17 protein-coding genes are annotated in these 20,410 nt (G+C 67.6%); 6 read left to right on the plus strand and 11 right to left on the minus strand.

Annotation, left to right across the window (positions count from 1 at the left end):
* Positions 1 to 120 precede the first annotated feature (120 nt).
* The 7 genes from alaS to AC06E6_RS06520 form a co-directional block, all read right to left on the minus strand.
* Entirely contained in the window at positions 121 to 2,772 is a 2,652-nt protein-coding gene (alaS, locus tag AC06E6_RS06490) for an alanine--tRNA ligase (RefSeq protein ID WP_240211858.1), read from the minus strand.
* Between the two features lie 98 nt (positions 2,773 to 2,870).
* Positions 2,871 to 3,362 carry a recombination regulator RecX gene (recX, locus tag AC06E6_RS06495; RefSeq protein WP_240211857.1) on the minus strand — a complete coding sequence of 164 codons (492 nt, stop codon included), beginning with the start codon at positions 3,360 to 3,362 and terminating at the stop codon, positions 2,871 to 2,873.
* A 144-nt stretch (positions 3,363 to 3,506) separates the two neighbouring features.
* Positions 3,507 to 4,541: a recombinase RecA gene (gene recA / locus AC06E6_RS06500; RefSeq protein WP_104939106.1), complete on the minus strand. Its 1,035-nt coding sequence runs from the start codon at positions 4,539 to 4,541 to the stop codon at positions 3,507 to 3,509.
* A gap of 181 nt (positions 4,542 to 4,722) precedes the next feature.
* A complete protein-coding gene (lexA, locus tag AC06E6_RS06505; RefSeq protein WP_161613625.1) occupies positions 4,723 to 5,373 on the minus strand; it encodes a transcriptional repressor LexA in 651 nt (216 codons plus the stop codon).
* Positions 5,374 to 5,471: 98 nt separating this feature from the next.
* Positions 5,472 to 7,151, minus strand: a complete 1,680-nt coding sequence (gene ubiB, locus AC06E6_RS06510) for a 2-polyprenylphenol 6-hydroxylase (protein ID WP_240211856.1) — start codon at positions 7,149 to 7,151, stop codon at positions 5,472 to 5,474.
* A gap of 37 nt (positions 7,152 to 7,188) precedes the next feature.
* Positions 7,189 to 7,686: a CinA family protein gene (locus AC06E6_RS06515; protein ID WP_161613623.1), complete on the minus strand. Its 498-nt coding sequence runs from the start codon at positions 7,684 to 7,686 to the stop codon at positions 7,189 to 7,191.
* Between the two features lie 79 nt (positions 7,687 to 7,765).
* Positions 7,766 to 9,346, minus strand: a complete 1,581-nt coding sequence (locus AC06E6_RS06520) for a transglycosylase SLT domain-containing protein (protein ID WP_240211855.1) — start codon at positions 9,344 to 9,346, stop codon at positions 7,766 to 7,768.
* A 122-nt stretch (positions 9,347 to 9,468) separates the two neighbouring features.
* Between AC06E6_RS06520 and AC06E6_RS06525 the strand changes: the two genes are divergently transcribed.
* Both AC06E6_RS06525 and greB read left to right on the plus strand, forming a co-directional pair.
* On the plus strand, positions 9,469 to 10,974 hold the full coding sequence (locus AC06E6_RS06525; protein WP_240211854.1) for a helicase HerA-like domain-containing protein: 1,506 nt from the start codon (positions 9,469 to 9,471) through the stop codon (positions 10,972 to 10,974).
* Between the two features lie 228 nt (positions 10,975 to 11,202).
* The gene (gene greB, locus AC06E6_RS06530; protein ID WP_104939111.1) at positions 11,203 to 11,709 is read left to right on the plus strand and encodes a transcription elongation factor GreB; all 507 of its coding nucleotides are present in this window, start codon (positions 11,203 to 11,205) and stop codon (positions 11,707 to 11,709) included.
* A 136-nt stretch (positions 11,710 to 11,845) separates the two neighbouring features.
* Here greB and AC06E6_RS06535 read toward each other — a convergent pair whose 3' ends face one another.
* Positions 11,846 to 12,550, minus strand: a complete 705-nt coding sequence (locus AC06E6_RS06535) for a DUF3025 domain-containing protein (RefSeq protein ID WP_478060649.1) — start codon at positions 12,548 to 12,550, stop codon at positions 11,846 to 11,848.
* 149 nt (positions 12,551 to 12,699) lie between these two features.
* Positions 12,700 to 14,061, minus strand: a complete 1,362-nt coding sequence (rimO, locus tag AC06E6_RS06540) for a 30S ribosomal protein S12 methylthiotransferase RimO (protein ID WP_240211852.1) — start codon at positions 14,059 to 14,061, stop codon at positions 12,700 to 12,702.
* A 144-nt stretch (positions 14,062 to 14,205) separates the two neighbouring features.
* Here rimO and AC06E6_RS06545 point away from each other — a divergent pair, with 144 nt between their 5' ends.
* From AC06E6_RS06545 to AC06E6_RS06555, 3 genes are read left to right on the plus strand one after another with little or no spacing between them, the layout of a single operon-like run.
* Positions 14,206 to 14,865 (plus strand): dienelactone hydrolase family protein, encoded by a 660-nt coding sequence (locus AC06E6_RS06545; protein ID WP_240211851.1) that lies wholly within the window; start codon positions 14,206 to 14,208, stop codon positions 14,863 to 14,865.
* Entirely contained in the window at positions 14,862 to 15,284 is a 423-nt protein-coding gene (locus AC06E6_RS06550; protein ID WP_104939115.1) for an HIT domain-containing protein, read from the plus strand. The genes AC06E6_RS06545 and AC06E6_RS06550 overlap by 4 nt, the downstream gene beginning before the upstream one ends.
* A gap of 30 nt (positions 15,285 to 15,314) precedes the next feature.
* Complete coding sequence (locus AC06E6_RS06555; protein ID WP_162838910.1) at positions 15,315 to 15,482, plus strand: LiaI-LiaF-like domain-containing protein; 168 nt, start codon at positions 15,315 to 15,317, stop codon at positions 15,480 to 15,482.
* 70 nt (positions 15,483 to 15,552) lie between these two features.
* Here AC06E6_RS06555 and dcd read toward each other — a convergent pair whose 3' ends face one another.
* Both dcd and apbC read right to left on the minus strand, forming a co-directional pair.
* On the minus strand, positions 15,553 to 16,125 hold the full coding sequence (gene dcd / locus AC06E6_RS06560; protein ID WP_054666666.1) for a dCTP deaminase: 573 nt from the start codon (positions 16,123 to 16,125) through the stop codon (positions 15,553 to 15,555).
* A 108-nt stretch (positions 16,126 to 16,233) separates the two neighbouring features.
* On the minus strand, positions 16,234 to 17,085 hold the full coding sequence (apbC, locus tag AC06E6_RS06565) for an iron-sulfur cluster carrier protein ApbC (protein ID WP_240211850.1): 852 nt from the start codon (positions 17,083 to 17,085) through the stop codon (positions 16,234 to 16,236).
* Positions 17,086 to 17,471: 386 nt separating this feature from the next.
* Here apbC and AC06E6_RS06570 point away from each other — a divergent pair, with 386 nt between their 5' ends.
* Entirely contained in the window at positions 17,472 to 20,192 is a 2,721-nt protein-coding gene (locus AC06E6_RS06570; protein ID WP_478060719.1) for a TonB-dependent receptor domain-containing protein, read from the plus strand.
* The last annotated feature ends 218 nt before the right edge of the window (positions 20,193 to 20,410 follow it).

Raw genomic sequence — 20,410 nt, forward strand, 5'->3', positions numbered from 1 at the left:
CCGGTGGGGGTTTCCCACCGGCATTGGCGCGCCAAGAACCTGCGCCCCACGACAAAGGGAAAAGACTCCCAATGTTAATGGCAGGCAGCAGGCGCCTTCAAGGCGCGCGGCTGCCTACGTTCATGCCAAGTGTGGCTTGATCCATTCCAGCACGCCGTCGAGCGCGGCAACCAGCCTGGGACCGTCTTCACCGCCACCCTGTGCCAGATCGGGACGACCACCGCCCTTGCCCCCGATCTGACCGGCGACATGGGACAACAGTTCCCCGGCCTTGACTCTGCCCATTGCCGAGCCATTCACGCCCGCGACCAGGGAGGCCTTGCCGTCCTGGGCGCCCGCCAGCAGGATCACCGCGTCGCCCAGCTGCTGCTTGAGCCGGTCCATCGCCTCGCGCAGCGCCTTGGCGTCGAAGCCCTCCAGGCGCGCGGCCAGCACCTTCACGCCGCCGATCTCGACCGCCGAGGCCCCGAGGTCGGCGGTCGCGCCGGAGGCCAGCTTGGCCTTGAGGGCCTCCAGCTCGCGCTCGAGCTTCTTCTGCCGTTCGCCGAGCTGGCGGATCTTGTCCACCACATCGGCCGCCGCCCCGCCCAGCAGGCTCGCGGCCTCGGCCAGGCGCGCCTCCTCGGCGTCCACGTGGTCCAGCGCCCCCTGCCCGGTCACCGCCTCGATGCGGCGCACGCCGGACGAGACACCGCCCTCGGCGGTGATCTTGAACAGGCCGATGTCGCCGGTGCGCGACACGTGGGTGCCGCCGCACAATTCGGTCGAGTAGTCGCCCATCTTCAACACGCGCACGTTCTCGCCGTACTTCTCGCCGAACAGCGCCATCGCCCCGAAATCCAGCGCTTCCTGCATGCCCATGTGGTGCACTTCGGCCGCGTTGTTGGCACGGACCTGCTCGTTGACCTTGCGCTCGATGAGCGCCAGCTCGTCGCTGCTGATCGGCTGGAAGTGGGAGAAGTCGAAGCGCAGGCGGTCCGGCGCCACCAGCGAGCCCTTCTGCTGCACATGGCTGCCCAGCACTTCGCGCAGCGCGGCATGCAGCAGGTGGGTGGCGGAGTGGTTGAGGATGGTGGCACTGCGACGGGCGGCATCGATTGCGCCGGCGAGGACGTCGCCGAGCTTGATCGTGCCCTGCTCCACGGTACCGACGTGGCCGTGGAACTGGCCGGCGAATTTCTGCGTATCGGAAACCGCGAGCGCTACGCCATTGCCGGACAGCATGCCGGTATCGCCAACCTGGCCGCCGGATTCGGCATAGAACGGCGTCCTGTCGGTGAACACTATCACCTCGTCGCCAGCCTGCACCTCCTCCACCGGGCGCCCCCCCTTGAGCAGGGCGACGACCTTGAGGCCCTCCGCCTGCTGCTGGTCGTAACCCAGGAACACGGTGGGCGACAGCGTCGCGACCAGTTCGGCGGGCAGGGTCACGCCACCGCCGAACTTGCCGGCGGCACGCGCCATCTCGCGCTGGTGCTCCATGGCACTGTCAAAGCCGGCCATGTCCACCGTCATGCCGCGTTCGCGGGCGATGTCGGCGGTCAGGTCGACCGGGAAACCGTAGGTGTCGTACAGGCGGAAGGCGTCGACACCGGGAATGACGCCATCGCCGACCCGGGCGGCGACGTCGTCGAAGATCTTCATGCCCGCGTCCAGCGTCTCGGCGAAACGCTCTTCCTCGGCCAGCAGTGCCTTGTGCACCGTGGTGGCGGCGGCCGGCAGCTCGGGGTAGGCCTCGCCCATCTGCTCGACCAGAGTCGGCACCAGCTTGTGGAAGAAAGGCTGGCGCACACCCAGCATCCAGCCATGGCGCAGGGCGCGGCGGATGATCCGGCGCAGCACATAGCCGCGGCCTTCGTTGGACGGCAGCACGCCATCGACGATCAGGTACGAACAGGCACGGATGTGGTCGGCGATCACGCGCAGCGACTTGTTCTCCAGGTCCGCGGTGCCGGTCAGCTCGGCGGCCTTGCGGATCAGCGCCTGGAACAGGTCGATCTCGTAGTTGGTGTGCACGTGCTGCAGGATCGCCGCCAGGCGCTCCAGGCCCATGCCGGTGTCGACGCACGGCGCCGGCAGCGGCACCAGGGTGCCGTCCGGCTGGCGGTCGAACTGCATGAACACCAGGTTCCAGATCTCGATGAAACGGTCGCCGTCCTCGTCCGGCGAGCCCGGCGGGCCACCGGCGATGTGCTCGCCATGGTCGAAGAAGATCTCGGTGCACGGGCCGCACGGGCCGGTATCGGCCATCTGCCAGAAATTGTCGGAGGCGTACGGCGCGCCCTTGTTGTCGCCGATGCGCACGATGCGGTCTTCCGGCACGCCGATCATGTCGCGCCACAGCGCGTAGGCCTCGTCGTCGTTGTGGTAGACGGTGACCAGCAGGCGCTCGGCCGGCAGCTTCCAGACCTGGGTCAGCAGTTCCCACGCCCACGCAATCGCGTCCTTCTTGAAGTAGTCACCGAAGGACCAGTTGCCCAGCATCTCGAAGAAGGTGTGGTGGCGGGCGGTGTAACCGACCGAGTCGAGGTCGTTGTGTTTGCCGCCGGCACGCAGGCAGCGCTGCACATCGGCCGCACGGACATAGCTGCGCTTTTCGGCGCCCAGGAACACATCCTTGAACTGCACCATGCCGGAGTTGGTGAACAGCAGGGTCGGGTCGTTGCCCGGCACCAGCGGCGCCGACGGCACGATGGTGTGGCCCTTCCCCTTGAAGAAGTCGAGGAAGTCGGCGCGGATCTGAGAGGTAGTGAACTTGACGGGTGTATTCATGAGGACTGGCGATAGGCGGGCTGGCGGCAGCCGGCACCCCACGCGGTGCGTGGACCCGGGACAGCCGAAACCCTGAAAGGGTATCAGGCCCGGTCGCGTCAGTCCTCAGGATCGTAGCGGGTAGCGGCGCGGATGCAGCCGCCGTCGAAGCCGCGCCGGGCCAGCATGTCCGCGGCCTTGCGCCGCTGGGCCAGGTCCAGCGGCCCGTCCGGACCAAAACGGCGGCAGACCAGGTCCCTGGCCAGCGCTGCCCAATCGCCCTCGAAGGTAGCCAGTGCGGCCTCGATCGCCTCGCTGTCCAGGCCGTGGGTGCCCAGCTCGGCACGGATGTGCAGGGGGCCGTAGCCGCTGCCGGTGCGGTTGCGCACCAGGGCCTCCGCGAACCGGGTGTCGTCCTGCCAGCCTTCCTCGGCCAGCCGCGCCACCGCGGCGTCCACCGCGTCGGCGTCCACCCCGCGGGCCTTGAGCTTGCGCCCCAACTCCTTGCGCGAATGTTCCCGCCGCACCAGCAGCCCAAGTGCGCGCTGCAGCGGCGTCTGTTCACGTGGCCGCCGGCTGCGGCGGCCAGGCCGATCTTCGCTGTCGTTCATTGCGTTACCTGCCATCGCGCGCGTACGGGGCATGCCCCGTACCTACCTGCTGGCAACCCTGCTGCGGAGCATCCCTTTACCTCCATGAAACCGCGGGGACGGGTCGACGTCACTGACGATGCGCCGCCCGTCCCCGCGGGAAAATCATTCCTCGTCCGCGTCGTCGCCGGCATCGCGCGCGGCGTCGGCGGGCTGGAACTTCTCGCGCAGCTCGGCCTCCAGCCTGGCTGCCACCTGCGGGTTGTCGCGCAGGTAACCACGGGCGTTGTCCTTGCCCTGGCCGATGCGTTCGTCGCCGTAGCTGTACCAGGCGCCGGCCTTCTCCACGAGCTTGGCGTCCACGCCCATGTCGATCAGCTCGCCCTCGCGGCTGATGCCTTCGCCGTACAGGATCTCGGTGACCACCTGCTTGAACGGGGGCGCCAGCTTGTTCTTGACCACCTTGATCTTGGTCTGGTTGCCGATGATCTCGTCGCCCTTCTTGATCGAGCCGATGCGGCGGATGTCCAGGCGCACCGAGGCGTAGAACTTCAGCGCGTTGCCACCGGTGGTGGTTTCCGGGCTCTGGCCGGGCATCATCACGCCGATCTTCATGCGCAGCTGGTTGATGAAGATCACCAGGGTGTTGGAGCGCTTGATGTTGCCGGTGAGCTTGCGCAGCGCCTGGCTCATCAGTCGCGCCTGCAGGCCGGGCAGCTGGTCGCCCATCTCGCCTTCGATTTCAGCCTTGGGGGTGAGCGCGGCGACCGAGTCGATCACCAAGATGTCCACCGAGCCCGAACGCACCAGCATGTCGGCGATCTCCAGCGCCTGCTCGCCGGTATCCGGCTGCGACAGCAGCAGGTCATCCACGTTCACGCCCAGCTTGGCGGCGTAGATCGGGTCCAGCGCATGCTCGGCGTCGATGAAGGCGGCGGTACCGCCCTGCTTCTGGCATTCGGCGATGGCCTGCAGGGTCAGGGTGGTCTTGCCCGAGGACTCCGGGCCGTAGATCTCGACCACGCGGCCCTTGGGCAGGCCGCCGATGCCCAGCGCGATGTCCAGCATCAGCGAACCGGTGGGAATCGCCTCGACAGGCTCGACCACGCGGTCGCCCATGCGCATCACCGACCCCTTGCCGAACTGCTTTTCGATCTGGCCCAGGGCGGCAGCGAGCGCGCGCTTCTTGTTATCGTCCATCGGGGTCTTCCTCGTCGTTGATGTCATGGATTTCGTCATGGGTCCACTGTAGCGGGGGCGTATCGCACAGGCTGAGACGAGTGCGGGCGGCCAGATTATCGGGACGGGAAGGATACCGGCAGCCGCGCCGGCACCTGCCGCCCGTAGGAAAACCATCGCCCCTGCGATGGGAGAAATGCGGTCACCGGTTCGGCCTCAACAGCCCGCAATACAGGCCTTCGATGGCGAAGTCCTGGTCCGGCAGCACCTCGATGGGCGCATAGTCCGGATTACGCGGCAGCAGGCGGATGCGGTCCTTGCCGACCTTGAGCAGCTTGACCGTGATCTCGTCGTCGATGCGCGCCACCACGATCTGCCCGGACCGCGCGTCACGGGTACGGTGCACGCCGATCAGGTCGCCATCGAAGATGCCTTCGTCGATCATCGAATCGCCCTGAACCTTCAGCAGGTAGTCCGGCGCCGGCGAGAAGAACACCTTGTCGAGCACCACGAAATCGTCCGCCCCCGAGCCGATGTCCGCGCCGATCGGCAGGCCGGCGGCGACCCGCCCCAGTACCGGCAGGCGCAGCACCGGGTCCTCGGCCATCGCCGCGACCGTCACCGCCGGTTCGTCGTCACCGGCGGGCCGCACCAGGCGGATGCCCCGTGCCCGGCCCGGTACCCGCTCGATGGCGCCGGCCGCTTCCAGTGCATCCAGGTGATATTGCGCCGAGCGCACCCCCTTGAAGCCGAAAGCGCGGGCGATCTCGGTCTGCGAGGGCGGCATGCCCTCGCTGTCGATGCGCTCGGCGATCATCTGCAGGATCGCCTGCTGGGTCTGGGTCAGGTCCATGGTTAGTAGTATTACTACTAACGAAAGCCATCGCAAGTGCCTGGCGGCCAGGCCACCAGGCCGGCTCCCGGCCCTTGCCGTACGCGGTCGTCGGCCCGCTAGGAGCGCCTGCCGCTGCGCCAGATCGAGAACAGGATCCACACTCCGCACAGCCCGGCGCCGAGGAAACCGGCCACGCCCAGCGCCAGCAGCCAGCGGTTGCTGCCGCTGCCGATGCTGTTCATGACGATGGACGAGCCGATGATCAGCGCGGCGGTGACGATGCCCACGGTGAGGCGGTTGGCGGCGCGGTTGACCTGGTCGCCGAAGCCCTTCAGTCCCGGCGTGTCCACCATCAGGCGCATGCGCCCGCGGCGTGCGGCCTGCAGCAGGCGGCGCATGTCGCGCGGCAGGTCGCCGGCCAGGTCCAGCGCGCCGAGCAGGCTGCGACGGCCACGCCGCAGCACCGCGCGCGGCGCGTAACGGCGGCGCATGATCCGCTCCAGGAACGGGCGCGCGGCGCCGGCCATGTCGAAATCCGGGTCCAGTTGCCGGCCCATGCCTTCCAGGGTCAGGAAGGTCTTGATCATCAGCGCCAGGTCGGCCGGCAGGGTCAGCCCGTACTGGCGCAGCAGTGCGGTCACGTCACCCAGCATCAGGCCGATGCGCAGGTCCTTGAGCGGCACCCCGCGGTACTGGTCGACGAAACTGCCCAGGTCCTGCTGCAGGCGCGATTCGTCGACTTCCACGCCACCGGCCCACTCCAGCAGCACGTCGGTCACCGCCTCGGGATCCTGGGTCACCAGCCCGTGCAGCAGCCTCGCGACCTGGAAGCGGCGCTGCTCGGACAGCCGCCCGACCATGCCGAAATCGATGATGCCGATGCGCCCATCGCGCAGGTAGAAGATGTTGCCCGGGTGCGGGTCGGCGTGGAAGCAGCCGTCGTCCAGCACCATCTTGAGGATGATCGCCGCGCCGGTATGCGCCAGCGCCACGCGGTCCAGGCCGGCGGCATCGACGGCCTGCAGGTCGCGTCCGGGAATACCGTCGACGAAGTCCTGCACGTTCAGGCTTTCGCAGGTCCATTGCCAGTGCACGCGCGGGATCAGCACTTCCGGATGGCCGGCGAAGTTGCCGGCGATGCGCTCGGCATTGCGGCATTCGGCGGCGAAGTCCAACTCGCGCCGCAGCGACCGGGTGAACTGCTGCACCACTTCCGAAGGCCGGTAGCGGCGCAGGTCAGGCAGGCGCGCCTCGATGATCTCGGCCAGCCGCGCCAGCAGGCGCAGGTCGGCCTCGACCACGTCGCGCATGCCGGGCCGGCGCACCTTCAACACCACCGGGGTGCCGTCGTGCAGCCAGGCCCGGTGTGCCTGCGCCAGCGACGCGGCGGCCATCGGCCGCTGCTCCAGGCGGGCGAAGGCCTGCTCCGGTGGCTCGCCAAGGTCGGCCTCGAGCTGCCCGCGCACCTGGTCGTACGGCAGCGCCGGCACCGCGTTCTGCAGCTCGCTGAACTGGTCGATCCATTCCGGCGGGAACAGGTCCACGCGCGTGGCCAGTACCTGCCCCAGCTTGACGAAGGTCGGGCCGAGTTCCTCCATCGCCCGCCGCACCCGCACCGGCGCGGACATCTGCAGCATCTGGCCGGAATCGTTCCAGTGCAGCAGGCGCCCGGCGCGCTGCAGGACGTCGGCCAGGCCGACGCGGCGGACCACGTCGCCGAAGCCATAACGGATCAGGACCGCGGCGATCTCCTGCAGCCGCCCCAGGTCGCGCACGGTGCCCAGCGCCTCCCACATCAGCCGCGCCCTCCACAGGGGAGCCGCCGGCCAGCCATCACAGCAGGGCCTCCAGCCCCTCCAGCGCGCGCGCCACGGTCTGCCGCCGCACCGCCTCGCGGTCGCCGTCGAAGTGGAAGCGCTCGGCATGGGTGTAACCGCCACGCCGCTTCCAGCCGATCCATACCGTGCCGACCGGCTTGTCGGCGCTGCCGCCGCCGGGCCCGGCGATGCCGGTGACGGCCACGGCGACGCTGGCGCCGGAATGCACCAGCGCACCCGAAACCATCTCGATCACCGTCTCGCGGCTCACCGCGCCCTGGCTTTCCAGCGTCTGCGGACGCACGCCCAGCAGCGCCTGCTTGGCTTCGTAGCTGTAGGCCACCATGCCGCTGTCGAACCAGTCCGAGGAGCCGGCCACGCCGGTCATGGCCTTGGCGATCCAGCCGCCGGTGCAGCTCTCGGCGGTGACCACGCGGTCGCGCGCGGCGCGCAGGCGCTCACCGATGCGGGCGGCGAGGCGCTCCAGTTCCAGATCGTCGGGCGTGGTGGCCATGTCGTCGCCTGCGTAAAGGGTTGCCCCGTTGTAACGAAAAACCCGCGGCGGCGAAACCGCCGCCGTGCGCCCGCCGCGTTCAGCGGTCGCAGCCTTCCAGCTTCAGCGCCTGCCCGGGCTTGATCGCATAGGCCGGGGCGCGCAGCCCGTTGGCGCGCGCCAGCGCCGGCAGCTCGCACTGGAAGCGCGCGGCGATGCGGCCCAGGGTGTCGCCCTTGGCGACCTTGTAACTGCGCGCGGCGGGCCGCCGTGCCGGGCGTGCCGGGGCGACCGGCGCGGTGGCGGCAGGCGCGGCCGCCTGCATCGCCTGCACGTCGCCCACCGCCACGTTGCCGGTGTAGCTGGCGGCCTGCGGCCGCTTGATCGCGGCATTCACGTCGGCGGTGATCAATGCCCGCGCCAGGTCCGCGCGCGGCCCGTTCACGCAATGCCGGTTGTACAGCCCGGCGATGCGGGTGGTGGCGTTGATGGTGGTGCCGGCGGGAATCCAGCCATCGGCCTCGTAGCGCGGGTTGAGGTTGCGCAGCACGCGCATGTAGCCGTCGCGGGTACCGGCGCTGCCCAGGCAGATGGTCAGCTCGTAGATCGTGGTGGACCTGGCCAGGCGGATCGTCGCCGGCTGCGCGTTGACCTTGGGGAACTCGACGCCGTACTGCTGCGGGTGCAGGAAGATCCACGCCGCGGCGATCACCATCGGCACGTAGTCCTTGGTCTCGCCCGGGAACTGGTTGTAGATCGAATCGGTCCAGAAGCCCTGCCCGCCGCCCTGGTTGAACACCCGCTGCGCGCGGCCCTCGCCGCCGTTGTAGGCAGCCAGCGCCAGCTCGATGTTGCGGTTGAGCTGGCCCATGCGCTCGTTCATGTAGGAGGCGCTGGCCTCGGCGGCGCTGCGCGCGTCGAACCGGGTATCGAAACCGCTGCCGTCCGGGCCGAGGCCGAAGCGGCGGCCGGTGGCCGGCATGAACTGCATCAGCCCCGCCGCGCCGGCGCGCGAGGAGGCGTGCACGCGGCCGTTGGACTCCTTGGCCATGATGCCGAACAGCAGCGCCTCGGGCAGGCCGCGCTTTTCCCACTCCGGCCACATCACCGCGCGCAGGTTCATGTAGTTCTCGTAGCTGGTCAGCAGCGCCGGGCGCATGTCGGTCAGCCAGCGGCGGATGCCGGCCTGGATGGCCGGGTTGTATTCGACCATCTCATCGAAGGCGTGGCGGTGGTCGTTGAGCAGTGCCGCCGCGCGCGCGGCCTCGGGCACGTCGGCGACCAGCGGACCGACGTGGTCGGGATCGGCCTCGAGCGTATCGCCGGCCTCGTCGGCGCTGTCGCCGGCGCTGTCGTCGGCCTGCTTCTTCAGCAGCCGCTTGTAGGTGGACAGCAGGTTGCCCACCTGGCAGCCCTTCTGGCCGATGCAGGCATTGATGACGTCCTCCATGTCCTCCAGCGCGGCATTGCCCTCGGCGGTGCCCTTGGGGTCGGCGTTGGCAACCAGCAGCAGGGCATCCGCATAACGCTTCTCAGCCGCGGCCATGCGCTGTTCGATCGCCTCGACCCGGGCCTTGTCGCGGGCGGACACGCGCTGCGCGTGCGCGGTGGGAATGGCGATCAGCAGCGAGGCGGCGACCAGCAGCGAGCAACGACGGAAGGACGGAACGGAAGCAGGCATCAGCGGCTTTACGGGCGGAAAGGCTGGCAGGGTAGCCGCCGGCCTCGCTGCCCGGCAACCGGAACGGCCAGGCGATACAGTCGGCAGCTAGAATCACCCCCACGAACACCCGGGAGCACTGCATGGACCCCATCCTGATCGGCAAGGGCATCACCGACGACATCGCCGTCACCCTGCTTCCGCGCTTCGGCAACCGCCATGGCCTGGTGGCCGGCGCCACCGGCACCGGCAAGACAGTGACGCTGATGACCCTGGCCGAGGGCTTCTCGCGGCTGGGCGTGCCGGTGTTCCTGGCCGACGTGAAGGGCGACGTGGCCGGCCTGGCCGTGCCCGGCGACGGCGGCGAGAAGCTGGCCCAGCGCGCCGCCGACATCGGCGTGCCCGGCTACGCCCCGGCCGCCAGCCCGGTGGTGTTCTGGGACCTGTACGGCCAGCTCGGCCACCCGGTGCGGACCACGGTCAGCGAGATGGGCCCGACCCTGCTGGCGCGCATCCTGGAGCTCAACGACACCCAGGCCGGGGTGCTCGACATCGTGTTCAAGCTGGCCGACGACCGCGGCCTGCTGCTGCTCGACCTGGACGACCTGCGCGCCCTGCTCAACCTGGTGGCCGAGGAGCGCAAGGACGTGTCCACCGAGTACGGGCTGGTCAGCGCACAGTCGGTGGCGGCGATCCAGCGTGCGCTGCTGCGCCTGTCGCAGGACGGCGGCGAAGGGTTCTTCGGCGAACCGGCGCTGGAACTGGCCGACATCATGCGCGTCAACCACGACGGCCGCGGCGTGATCGGCATCCTCGCCGCGGCGCAGCTGATCCTCAAGCCGCGCCTGTATTCGACCTTCCTGCTGTGGCTGCTGTCCGAACTGTTCGAGAAACTGCCGGAAGTGGGCGACCTGGAGAAGCCGAAGCTGGTCTTCATCTTCGACGAGGCGCACCTGCTGTTCGACGATGCCCCGCCCGCCCTGGTGCAGCGCATCGAGCAGGTGGTGCGGCTGATCCGCTCCAAGGGCGTGGGCGTGTATTTCTGCTCGCAGTTCCCCGATGACGTGCCGGCCAACATCCTTGGCCAGCTCGGCAACCGCGTGCAGCACGCGCTGCGCGCCTTCACTCCACGCGACCAGAAGGCGGTCAAGACCGCGGCGGAGACCTTCGTCCCGAACCCGAAGCTGGACGTGGTCGCCACGCTGTCGCAGCTGGGCACCGGCGAGGCGCTGGTGTCCACCCTGCAGGACAAGGGGGTGCCCGCGCCGGTGCAGAAGACCCTGGTGGCGCCGCCACGCTGCCGCATGGGCGCGATCACCGACGCCGAGCGCGCCCAGGTCCGCGCCGGCAGCCCGGTCGGCAGCCGCTATGACACCGCGGTCAACCGCGAATCGGCGGCCGAGATCCTGGCGCGTCGCGCGCAACAGGCCGCCGACCAGGCCAAGGCGCCGGCGGCGCGCACCCGCGAGCAGGACGACAGCCAGGAAGGCGGCTTCGGCCAGGCCATCAAGGACGCCATCTTCGGTACCAAGCGCCGCCAGGGCATGATCGAGACCATGGCCAAACAGACCACGCGCACGGTCGGCACCAAGCTGGGCAACCAGATCGTGCGCGGCATCCTCGGCGGGATTTTCGGCGGCAAGCGCTGACCGGTATCCGCGACCGCCACGGCGCCCGCTGGCGGACGTCGCCGGATGCCTGTGCCACCGCGGGTCACGCCGCGCTCGGCAAGCGCCCCAACCCGGCGGCGTGGCCGCCGTGGGCAGCTTGCACGGCGTGCCCGCGCTCCATCGAAGTGCCGCGACGTCAGCCATCGATTGGCCTGGCGCAAGCGTGCGCGGCTACCATGCGCCCGGTCTTCCCGATGTTCCATCGCAATGAGCCGCTGGCGCCCCCCTGCAGAAAAAAGTACCGCCCTGATCACCGCCCAGGGGCATGCGCGGCTGAAGGCCGAGCTGGATGAGCTGTGGCGGCAGCGGCGACCCGAGGTGGTCAAGGCGCTGGCGGCCGCGGCGGCCGAGGGCGACCGCTCGGAGAACGCCGAGTACACCTACCGCAAGAAGCAGCTGGGCGAGATCGACCGCCGCGTGCGTTATTTGAGCAAGCGCCTGCAAGCGCTGCGCGTGGTCGACACCCGCCCCAGCGACCCCGACGCGGTGTTCTTCGGCGCCACGGTGGAACTGGAGAACGTCCAGTCCGGCCAGGTCCACGTCTACCGCATCGTCGGCCCGGATGAAACCGATGCGACCGCCGGCTGGATCAGCATCGATTCGCCGCTGGCCCGTGCGCTGCTGAAAAAGCGCATCGACGACGAATTCGAAGTGGAACTGCCGGGCGGGCGGCAGGGGTTCGCCATCATCGGCATCGACTACGCCGCCGGGTGATGCCCCACAGCGGCGGGTGCGAGCCGCCCATCCCCGCCTGCGGCTTCGCGCCGGCCAGGCCGCCGGGCCGGCACGTCGGCACGGCATCCCGCGCAAAGCGGGGCGCACCGGTCATGGCCGGCGAACCCGGATCGCTTCAGCGCAGCGGCGCGGGGTATGTGCGCCCTTCGCGCAACGGCCGGAAATAGCCGGCTTCGGCGTAGAGGGCATCGTCCTGCCGCAGCTGCCAGCCGGGCACACCGGCCAGCGGCAGCGGACGCAGCTGCAGCGGATCGCCGAGGATCTCGCCAGCTGCCAGCGCCCCGGCCACGCGCGCCACGCAGGCCGCATCGTCCGCGCCGTGCACCACCACGCAGCGCCCGACCAGGCGCCGCCCGGGCACCAGTGCCTGCTCCATCAGCGCGTGCCCGATCACCGCGGCCACGCCGATGCCACCGTCCTGCCAGCGCGCGGCCTGCGCGGCGAACAGCGCATGCCAGTGATGGCCATCCCACAGCGGCAGCAGCCCCGGATCGGCAATGCGCACGATCACCCCGCATTCGTCGAACTGGGTCAGCGCCTGCTGCGCGCGGTTGCGCCGCTGCGGCCCCATCGCGGCGACATGCAGGCACTGGCGCGCGTTGAGCGCCGACTTGATCGCCGGGTAACGTGCCCAGACCAGTGCGTTGAACAGGTCGTGCCAGTTCTCCGGGCGGGTGGCGATGCGCCCCTGCGTGGCGATGCGCGTTTCGTAGTGCAGGCCATCGGCCAGCAGCGCCTCGTCCTGCACGACGAAGCGCGGCCCGTGCGCCGGCAGCAAAGCGTTGAGTGCGTCGATCCCGGGCCACTCTGCGGCGGTCATCCATCCGCGATGGGCGGCATATCCATCGAACAGCGGATGCCGGAAGCACGCCGGATCGACCTGCACACGCGACGGCGCGATGAAACGGCGCCGCCCGGGTGCCGCGCCGGTGCCGTCCGCGCCACCGCCCCCGCCTCCCGGCTGGCCGGTCACAGTACCTTGAGATCGAACGGCGTCGTGGCGGGTTTGATCCGGGCGTCGCCGAACAGGTCATGCTCGTCGCTGTCGGTGATCTCCACGTCGACGAAATCGCCCACGCGCAGCCCCGCTGCATCGGCATTCTGGATATGCACCAGACCGTCGATCTCCGGCGCGTCCGCCCGGGAGCGCGCCACCGCGATGCCGTCCTCGATGGCGTCCACCAGGCATTGCTGCACGCTGCCGACCTTCGCTTCCAGCCTGGCCGCGGAGATGGCGGCCTGCTTTTCCATGAAGCGGGCCAGGCGCTCCTGCTTGACGTCTTCCGGCACCGGGTCGGGCAGCTCGTTGGCGGTGGCGCCTTCCACCGGCGAATAGGCGAATGCACCGACGCGGTCGAGCTGGGCGGCGTCGAGGAACTCGAGCAGCTGCTCGAACTCGGCTTCCGTCTCGCCCGGGAAACCGACGATGAAGGTCGAACGCACGGTGATGTCCGGGCAGATCTGGCGCCAGCGCAGTACCCGCTCCAGGGTCTTGTCGACCGCGCCCGGGCGCTTCATCAGCTTGAGGATGCGCGGGCTGGCGTGCTGGAACGGGATGTCCAGGTACGGCAGGATGCGGCCCTCGGCCATCAGCGGCACGACATCGTCCACGTGCGGATACGGGTAGACGTAGTGCAGGCGGGTCCAGGCGTCCAGCTCGGACAGCCCCTCGCACAGCGCCTTCATGCGCGTGGCGTATTCCCTGCCGCGCCAGGTGCCCGGCGCGTACTTGCGGTCCACGCCGTAGGCCGAGGTGTCCTGCGACACCACCAGCAGTTCGCGCACGCCGCCCTTCACCAGCCGCTCGGCCTCGCGCAGCACGTCCTCCACCGGGCGCGAGACCAGGTCGCCGCGCATCGACGGGATGATGCAGAAGCTGCAGCGGTGGTTGCAGCCTTCGGAAATCTTCAGGTACGCATAGTGGCGCGGGGTCAGCTTGATGCCGTAGTCCGGCACCAGGTCCACGAACGGGTCGTGCCTGGGCGGCAGCGCGGCATGCACCGCGTCCATCACGCTGGCGTAATCCTGCGGCCCGGACACCGACAGCACGTCCGGGTACTGCTCGCGGATCATCTCCGACTTCTTGCCCAGGCAGCCGGTGACGATGACCTTGCCGTTCTCGTTCATCGCCTCGCCGATGGCGTCCAGCGATTCGGCCACGGCCGAATCGATGAAGCCGCAGGTGTTGACCACCACCACGTCGGCCGAGTCGTAGGACGGCACGATGTCGTAGCCCTCCACCCGCAACTGGGTGAGGATGCGCTCGGAATCGACGAGGGCCTTCGGGCAGCCAAGGCTGACGAAGCCGACTTTGGGGTTCAGCTGGGACATGGGGTCTGGCGGTTCTGGAAGGCCGGGGCCGGAATGGCCGCGGGGCCGTGAGGGCGGCGATTATACCGGCCGGGTGCCGGCACTACCCGGCAGTGGCCTTAACATCGGCGGGAATCATTCCCGCGTGCGCCACGGAGCCCTCCCATGAACCACTGGATCACCCTCACAACCGCCCATGGCCCGGTACGCGCCTGGCAGGCCCTGCCCGACGCCCCCGCGCGCGCCGGGCTGGTGGTGATCCAGGAGATCTTCGGCGCCAACGCCCATATCCGCCATGTCGCCGAGCAGTACGCAGCCGAGGGCTACGCGGTGCTGGCCCCCTCCTTCTTCGACCCGATCGAACCGGGGCTCGAGCTGGACTACGACGCCGCCGGCACCGCCCGCGGCAGGGCGCTGGTGGACGCGCTGGGCGTGGACCGCGCCGTCGATATCGTGGATGCCGCCGCGCACGCCCTGGCCGGGCACGGCAAGGTCGGGACCGTGGGCTACTGCTGGGGCGGCACTATCGCCCTGCTCGCCGCGCAGCGGCTGGGCCTGCCCTCGGCCAGCTATTACGGCGCACGCAACGTGCCGTTCCTGGATGCGCCGTTCAAGGCCCCGGCGATCTTCCATTTCGGCGCGCAGGACCCCTCGATCCCGGCGGCCGCCGTTGCAGCGCACCGTGAAAAGCAACCGTCGATGCAGGTATACGTGTACCCGGCCGGCCACGCCTTCAACCGCGAGGTCGGCGCGCACTACCACGCTCCGAGCGCCGCGCTGGCGCGCGAACGCACCCTGGCCTTCCTCAGCGAGAACCTGCGATGACCGACGTTGTGACGTCCGATTTCGAGCTTGACACCCGCCTTGCCGCCGACAGCGTGCTGATCGCCGACGGCCCGCTGTCCCAGATCCGGCTGATGAACGACGACCGCTTCCCCTGGGTCGTGCTGGTGCCGCGCGTCGCCGGCGCCAGCGAGTGGATCGACCTGGACGGCAACCAGCAGCGGCTGCTGCTGGCCGAGATCAACCAGGTCTCCCGCCACCTGAAGCAGAAGCCCAACGTCACCAAGCTCAACATCGGCGCGCTCGGCAACATCGTGCCGCAGCTGCACATCCACCTGGTCGGCCGCCATGAGGGCGATGCCGCCTGGCCCGGACCGGTCTGGGGCAGCGGCCCGGCACAGCGCTTCGACCCGGGGGTACTGGCCGAGCGTGTCGAAATCTGGCGCCAGCGGCTACGATAGCCACCACTTCAACCAAGGACCCGCAAGTCGATGCGCTCCAACCTGATCGCCGCCCTGATCCTGATCGTCGTCGGCCTGTTCTTCCTGGCCAAGAACCTGGGCTGGATCAACGGCAACATCGGCTCGATGCTGGCCACCTGGTGGCCGGCCATCCTGGTGGCCGTGGGCATCGGCATGCTGTTCGGGCGCGGCAAGTAGGCCCGGGCCGCCGACGCAAACACGAAGGGCGCGGAATTCCGCGCCCTTTTCGTCTGCCGCAGTCCCCCGCTCAGGTACGCGGCAGGGTCACCCCGGTCTGGCCCTGGTACTTGCCGCCGCGATCGCGGTAGGACGTCTCGCAGACATCGTCCTTGTCGGCCTGGAAGAACAGCATCTGCGCCACGCCCTCGTTGGCATAGATGCGTGCCGGCAGCGGCGTGGTGTTGGAGAACTCCAGGGTCACGTGACCTTCCCACTCCGGCTCCAGCGGGGTCACGTTGACGATGATCCCGCAGCGCGCATAGGTGCTCTTGCCCAGGCACACCACCAGCGTGTCGCGCGGGATGCGGAAATACTCCACCGTGCGCGCCAGCGCGAACGAGTTCGGCGGGATGATGCACTCGTCGGCCTCGATGTCGACGAAGCTCTTCGGGTCGAAGTGCTTGGGGTCGACGATGGTCGAGTTGATGTTGGTGAACACCTTGAATTCGCGCGAACAGCGCACGTCATAGCCGTAGCTGGAGGTGCCGTAGCTGACGATGCGCTGGCCATCAAGCTGCTTGACCTGCCCGGCTTCGTACGGCTCGATCATGCCGTGCTGCTCGGACATGCGGCGGATCCAGCGGTCACTCTTGATGCTCATTCGACGTTCCTGGTGGCGATGGAACCCGGCCCGCGGGCCGGAGGGAGGGCGATTCTAGCCCAAGCCCGGCGCCTGGCATGGCGCCCGGGGGTGGTAGCGGCCGCCGGCTCAGACCAGCGAGGAAACGATGGGAATGCCCGCCCGCGGGCGCTTGCCCAGCTCCTCGACCATGCGCCGCGCCGCGGCCACATAGGCTTTGGCGGCCGCCGAATCAGGCGCCGCCGCCACGATCGGCGTGCCGGCGTCGCCCTGCTCGCGGATGCCGATCTCCAGCGGCAGCGAGCCCAGCAGCGGCACCCCGTACTGGGCGGCCATGCGCTGGCCGCCGCCTGCGCCGAACAGGTGCTCGACGTGGCCGCAGCTGGAGCAGGTATGCACCGCCATGTTCTCGATGATGCCCAGCACCGGCACTTCGACCTTCTCGAACATCTTCAGCGCCTTGCGCGCGTCCAGGGTGGCGATGTCCTGCGGCGTGGTCACGATCACCGCGCCGGCCACCGGGATCTTCTGCGCCAGGGTCAGCTGGATGTCGCCGGTGCCCGGCGGCAGGTCGACCAGCAGGTAGTCCAGGTCGTCCCAGCGGGTGTCGTTGAACAGCTGGGTCAGTGCCGACGTGGCCATTGGCCCGCGCCAGATCATCGGCGAGTCCTGATCGACCAGGAACCCGATCGACATGGTCTCCACCCCGAATGCCCGCATCGGCTCGATCGACTTGTTGTCCGGGCTCTCCGGACGCCCGCTGAGCCCCAGCATCGCCGGCATGCTGGGCCCGTAGATGTCGGCATCCAGCACCCCCACCCGCGCGCCCAGTTGCTGCAGCGCCACAGCCAGGTTAACCGCCGTCGTCGACTTGCCGACCCCGCCCTTGCCGGAACCCACGGCGATGACGTTGCGGATGCGGGGATGGGGCGAAAGGCCCTTCTGGACGCGGTGGGCACCTGCACGAATGGACTGACTCACCAGCAAACCTCTACGCTGAAAAATGCGTCAACTATAGCGCGCCGGCTGCCCTCGCCCCTCTGTCGCCCAGCAGGTCCACCCACACAATATTGCGCAAAAATTAAAAAAATCAATAACTTAAGAAGAACGCATGACCCACCAACAGGGCCAGCACTGAAACATTGAGACATAGAGTGCAATTGCACCAACTCTTCGTTAAAGTCCGGTTACGCTCAGCTTCGTCGGGCTCGAGGGTCTGGATATGACCCTCACCGGGCCCCCCAAGCCAGGCAGTCACTTTCAGCCACGCAGGGGATACATAAGTGAAGACCCGTAACACGAACTCCTTCAAGCGCAGCACGCTGACCAGCGCTTTGCTGACCGCGCTTCTTGTTCCAGCCGCAGCAATGGCCCAGGACGACACGCCTGCCGCTAAAACGCTCGATAAGGTCACGGTAACGGGCTCGCTGATCCCACAGACCCAGATTGAGACCGCCACCCCGGTGACCGTCATCAGTGCCGAGGACATCAAGGCGCGTGGCTTCAGCTCGGTCACTGAGGTGCTGCAGAAGAACTCCATGTCGACGGGTGGCGTTCAGGGCGCCCAGACCTCCGCATCTTTTACCCAGGGCGCTGAAACCGTCAGCCTCTTCGGCCTGCCGCCGGGCTACGTCAAATACCTGATTGACGGCCGCCCCATGTCCAACTACCCGGCGCTGTACAACGGCAGCGACACCTTCAACAACATCAGCGGCATTCCGGTCGACCTGATCGAGCGCATCGAGATCCTGCCGGGCGGCCAGTCTTCGCTCTATGGTTCAGACGCTATCGCCGGCGTTATCAATGTCATCCTGAAAAAGTCTATGGATGGTGCGGTATTCACGATCCGTGGCGGCGGCTACTCAGAAGGCGGCGGCGGCAGCTTCCGTGCCAGCATCGCCGATGGCTGGACTTCGGCCGACGGCCGGGTCAGCGTCCTTGGCGGCATCCAGCATGAGGAGCGCGACCCGATCTGGGGGTATCAGCGCGATCTGACCAAGCAGTTCAATCCGAATGGTTATTCGCCCGCGCTGGCGAGCCGTGATTTTCTCGTCTACAGCCCCTTCACCAGCTACAAATTCCTTGACCCGAACAACTGCCAGAACGTGACGGGCCTGTTCGGTGGAACCGAGGGCCTGCAGAACCGCCCTGGATTCGGCGATGGCAAGTATTGCGGCTCGTTTAACACCGCTGGCTACCGCACGATCATGAACGAGAAGACTTCGACGCAGGCCTATATCCATGGCACGTTCGACGTCAATGACAACATGCAGTTGTACGCCGATGCGCTCTACAGCTACGACCAGGTCAAGTACCACTCCGGTTCGGGCTATCTCTGGTGGGGCACTGGTGCCGATTTCGGCTATTTCTACGACCCGAACCTGGACGATCTGCTGAATTTGCAGCGCGCCTTCGCTCCGGAAGAAATGGGCCCAGGTGGATTCAACAACACCATGTCCCGCGACAAGAGCAAGTCGTTGCGCGTGACGTTCGGCGCCAAGGGCGTGTTCGGCGGCTCGAACTGGGATTACGACCTCGGCGGCACCTACACCGAGTACAAGCTGGATGAAAACAGCTTCGTTCGTTATGCCGAGGCAGCGGACAACTTCTTCATCAACCGTGTACTTGGCCCGCAGCAGGGCCTGGACCCGTACTACGATGCATATCCGGTCTTCACTCCGAACTACGCGGCGTTCTACCGGCCCATTACTGCCGAGGAATTCGCCAGCTTCACCGGCCGCGCCATTACCAAGAGCAAAACCTCGGATAGCATGATCCGCGCCCAGGTGACCAACGGTACGCTTTTCACCCTGCCGGGTGGCGATGCCGGACTGGCCGTTGTTGCGGAATTCGGCAAGCAGAAGTGGGACTACAACCCGGACCCCGGCTACCTGGATGGTTCCATCTGGGGCCAGACGTCCGTTGCTGGCGGCGGTGACCGTGACCGCTATGCCGTGACATCCGAGCTGCGCCTGCCGATCTGGGAGCCCCTGACCATCTCGCTGTCGGGCCGCTATGATGCATTCAAGGCCGGAAGCCGCACCATCGACAAGCCGACCTACGCCGTGAGCTTCGAGTATCGCCCGTTCGATTCGCTGCTGGTTCGCGGCAAGTACGGCACTGCCTTCCGTGCCCCGACACTCTCCGATCTGTACCAGGGCAATAGCGGCTATTACAGCTCCGTCCCTGACTACTATCAGTGCTCGAAGATCGGTTTCGGCCCGGACAATATCGATGCCTGCCCCGCGGCCCTTTCCAATCGCCAGTTCTTTGGCACCCAGTCTGGCAACGTGGGCCTGAAGCCGATCAATGCTGATGTGTGGAGTGCCGGCGTGGTCTGGTCGCCGGTCGACCGCATGGCCCTGACCGTTGACTACTTCAACTGGGACATCAGCGATGAAGTCACCCAGCAGAGCGCCAACGGCCTGTCCCTGCAGGATTATCGCTGCCGTACCGGCATCGATGACATCAACTCGCCGCTGTGCCAGAGCACCCTGTCGCAGGTTACTCGCAACGCCGCGGGTATGATTACGTCGATCTATACGCCCAAGATCAACGTCTCCAACCAGCAGTTGGAAGCCATCAACGCATCGTTCAATTACGGCTACGATTTCGGCAATTGGGGCGACCTGAACTTGCGTACCAGCTTCACCCAGAAGCTGCGCCACAAGTACCAGCAGTATGCCGAAGACAGCTACGCCGACCTGCTCAACGATCCCTACTGGAGTGCGGATCCGAAGCGCAAGGCGGACGGCTCGCTGACCTGGCAGAAGGGCGACTTCTCCGCGACGTGGTATGTCAACTGGTTCGATGCGACGCCGAACTACGCGGCAACCATCAGCGACAAGGGTTACGCCGGCAACAGGGCGCAGAAGTTCGGCTCATACAGCCGCCACAACGCCAGCGTCTCCTACCGTCTGTTCGACGGCATGGACCTGTCGCTCATGGTCAACAACGTATTCAACAAGATGCCGCCGTATGACTTCTCGTACCCTGGCACCTCGAGTGCGCCGTACAACTCGTACAACTTCGACGTATATGGCCGTGCCTATTACATCGAAATGCGTTATGCATTCGGCAACAAGTAATTAACTGCACCACCTTCAAAAAGGCCCCGTCCGCGTGACGGGGCCTTTTTCATTCCAGCCCTAACGAGATTTGATTTGGCGCTTTTTGCAGGAAAGCGCGTACCCAATGGATCAACCTGCCACAGGCAACGGAACTGCTCGATGACAACGCAGGATCATCGCCCAACACATACTCGGCACCTTGCAGGACGAACTGCCACCCGGCTTGCATGGGAATA

The sequence above is a fragment of the Stenotrophomonas sp. Steno-Z10-HUANG genome, assembly GCF_056393075.1.

Coding starts and splice junctions, on each gene's coding strand:
- AC06E6_RS06570 (WP_478060719.1), top strand. CDS start 17,472: ATGGCCCAGGACGACACGCCTGCCGCTAAAACGCTCGATAAGGTCACG.
- AC06E6_RS06515 (WP_161613623.1), bottom strand. CDS start 7,686: ATGGCCACCACGCCCGACGATCTGGAACTGGAGCGCCTCGCCGCCCGC.
- ubiB (WP_240211856.1), bottom strand. CDS start 7,151: ATGTGGGAGGCGCTGGGCACCGTGCGCGACCTGGGGCGGCTGCAGGAG.
- recX (WP_240211857.1), bottom strand. CDS start 3,362: ATGAACGACAGCGAAGATCGGCCTGGCCGCCGCAGCCGGCGGCCACGT.
- greB (WP_104939111.1), top strand. CDS start 11,203: ATGAGCCGCTGGCGCCCCCCTGCAGAAAAAAGTACCGCCCTGATCACC.
- AC06E6_RS06545 (WP_240211851.1), top strand. CDS start 14,206: ATGAACCACTGGATCACCCTCACAACCGCCCATGGCCCGGTACGCGCC.
- alaS (WP_240211858.1), bottom strand. CDS start 2,772: ATGAATACACCCGTCAAGTTCACTACCTCTCAGATCCGCGCCGACTTC.
- AC06E6_RS06550 (WP_104939115.1), top strand. CDS start 14,862: ATGACCGACGTTGTGACGTCCGATTTCGAGCTTGACACCCGCCTTGCC.
- AC06E6_RS06535 (WP_478060649.1), bottom strand. CDS start 12,550: ATGACCGCCGCAGAGTGGCCCGGGATCGACGCACTCAACGCTTTGCTG.
- lexA (WP_161613625.1), bottom strand. CDS start 5,373: ATGGACCTGACCCAGACCCAGCAGGCGATCCTGCAGATGATCGCCGAG.
- AC06E6_RS06555 (WP_162838910.1), top strand. CDS start 15,315: ATGCGCTCCAACCTGATCGCCGCCCTGATCCTGATCGTCGTCGGCCTG.
- AC06E6_RS06520 (WP_240211855.1), bottom strand. CDS start 9,346: ATGCCTGCTTCCGTTCCGTCCTTCCGTCGTTGCTCGCTGCTGGTCGCC.
- AC06E6_RS06525 (WP_240211854.1), top strand. CDS start 9,469: ATGGACCCCATCCTGATCGGCAAGGGCATCACCGACGACATCGCCGTC.
- rimO (WP_240211852.1), bottom strand. CDS start 14,061: ATGTCCCAGCTGAACCCCAAAGTCGGCTTCGTCAGCCTTGGCTGCCCG.
- dcd (WP_054666666.1), bottom strand. CDS start 16,125: ATGAGCATCAAGAGTGACCGCTGGATCCGCCGCATGTCCGAGCAGCAC.
- recA (WP_104939106.1), bottom strand. CDS start 4,541: ATGGACGATAACAAGAAGCGCGCGCTCGCTGCCGCCCTGGGCCAGATC.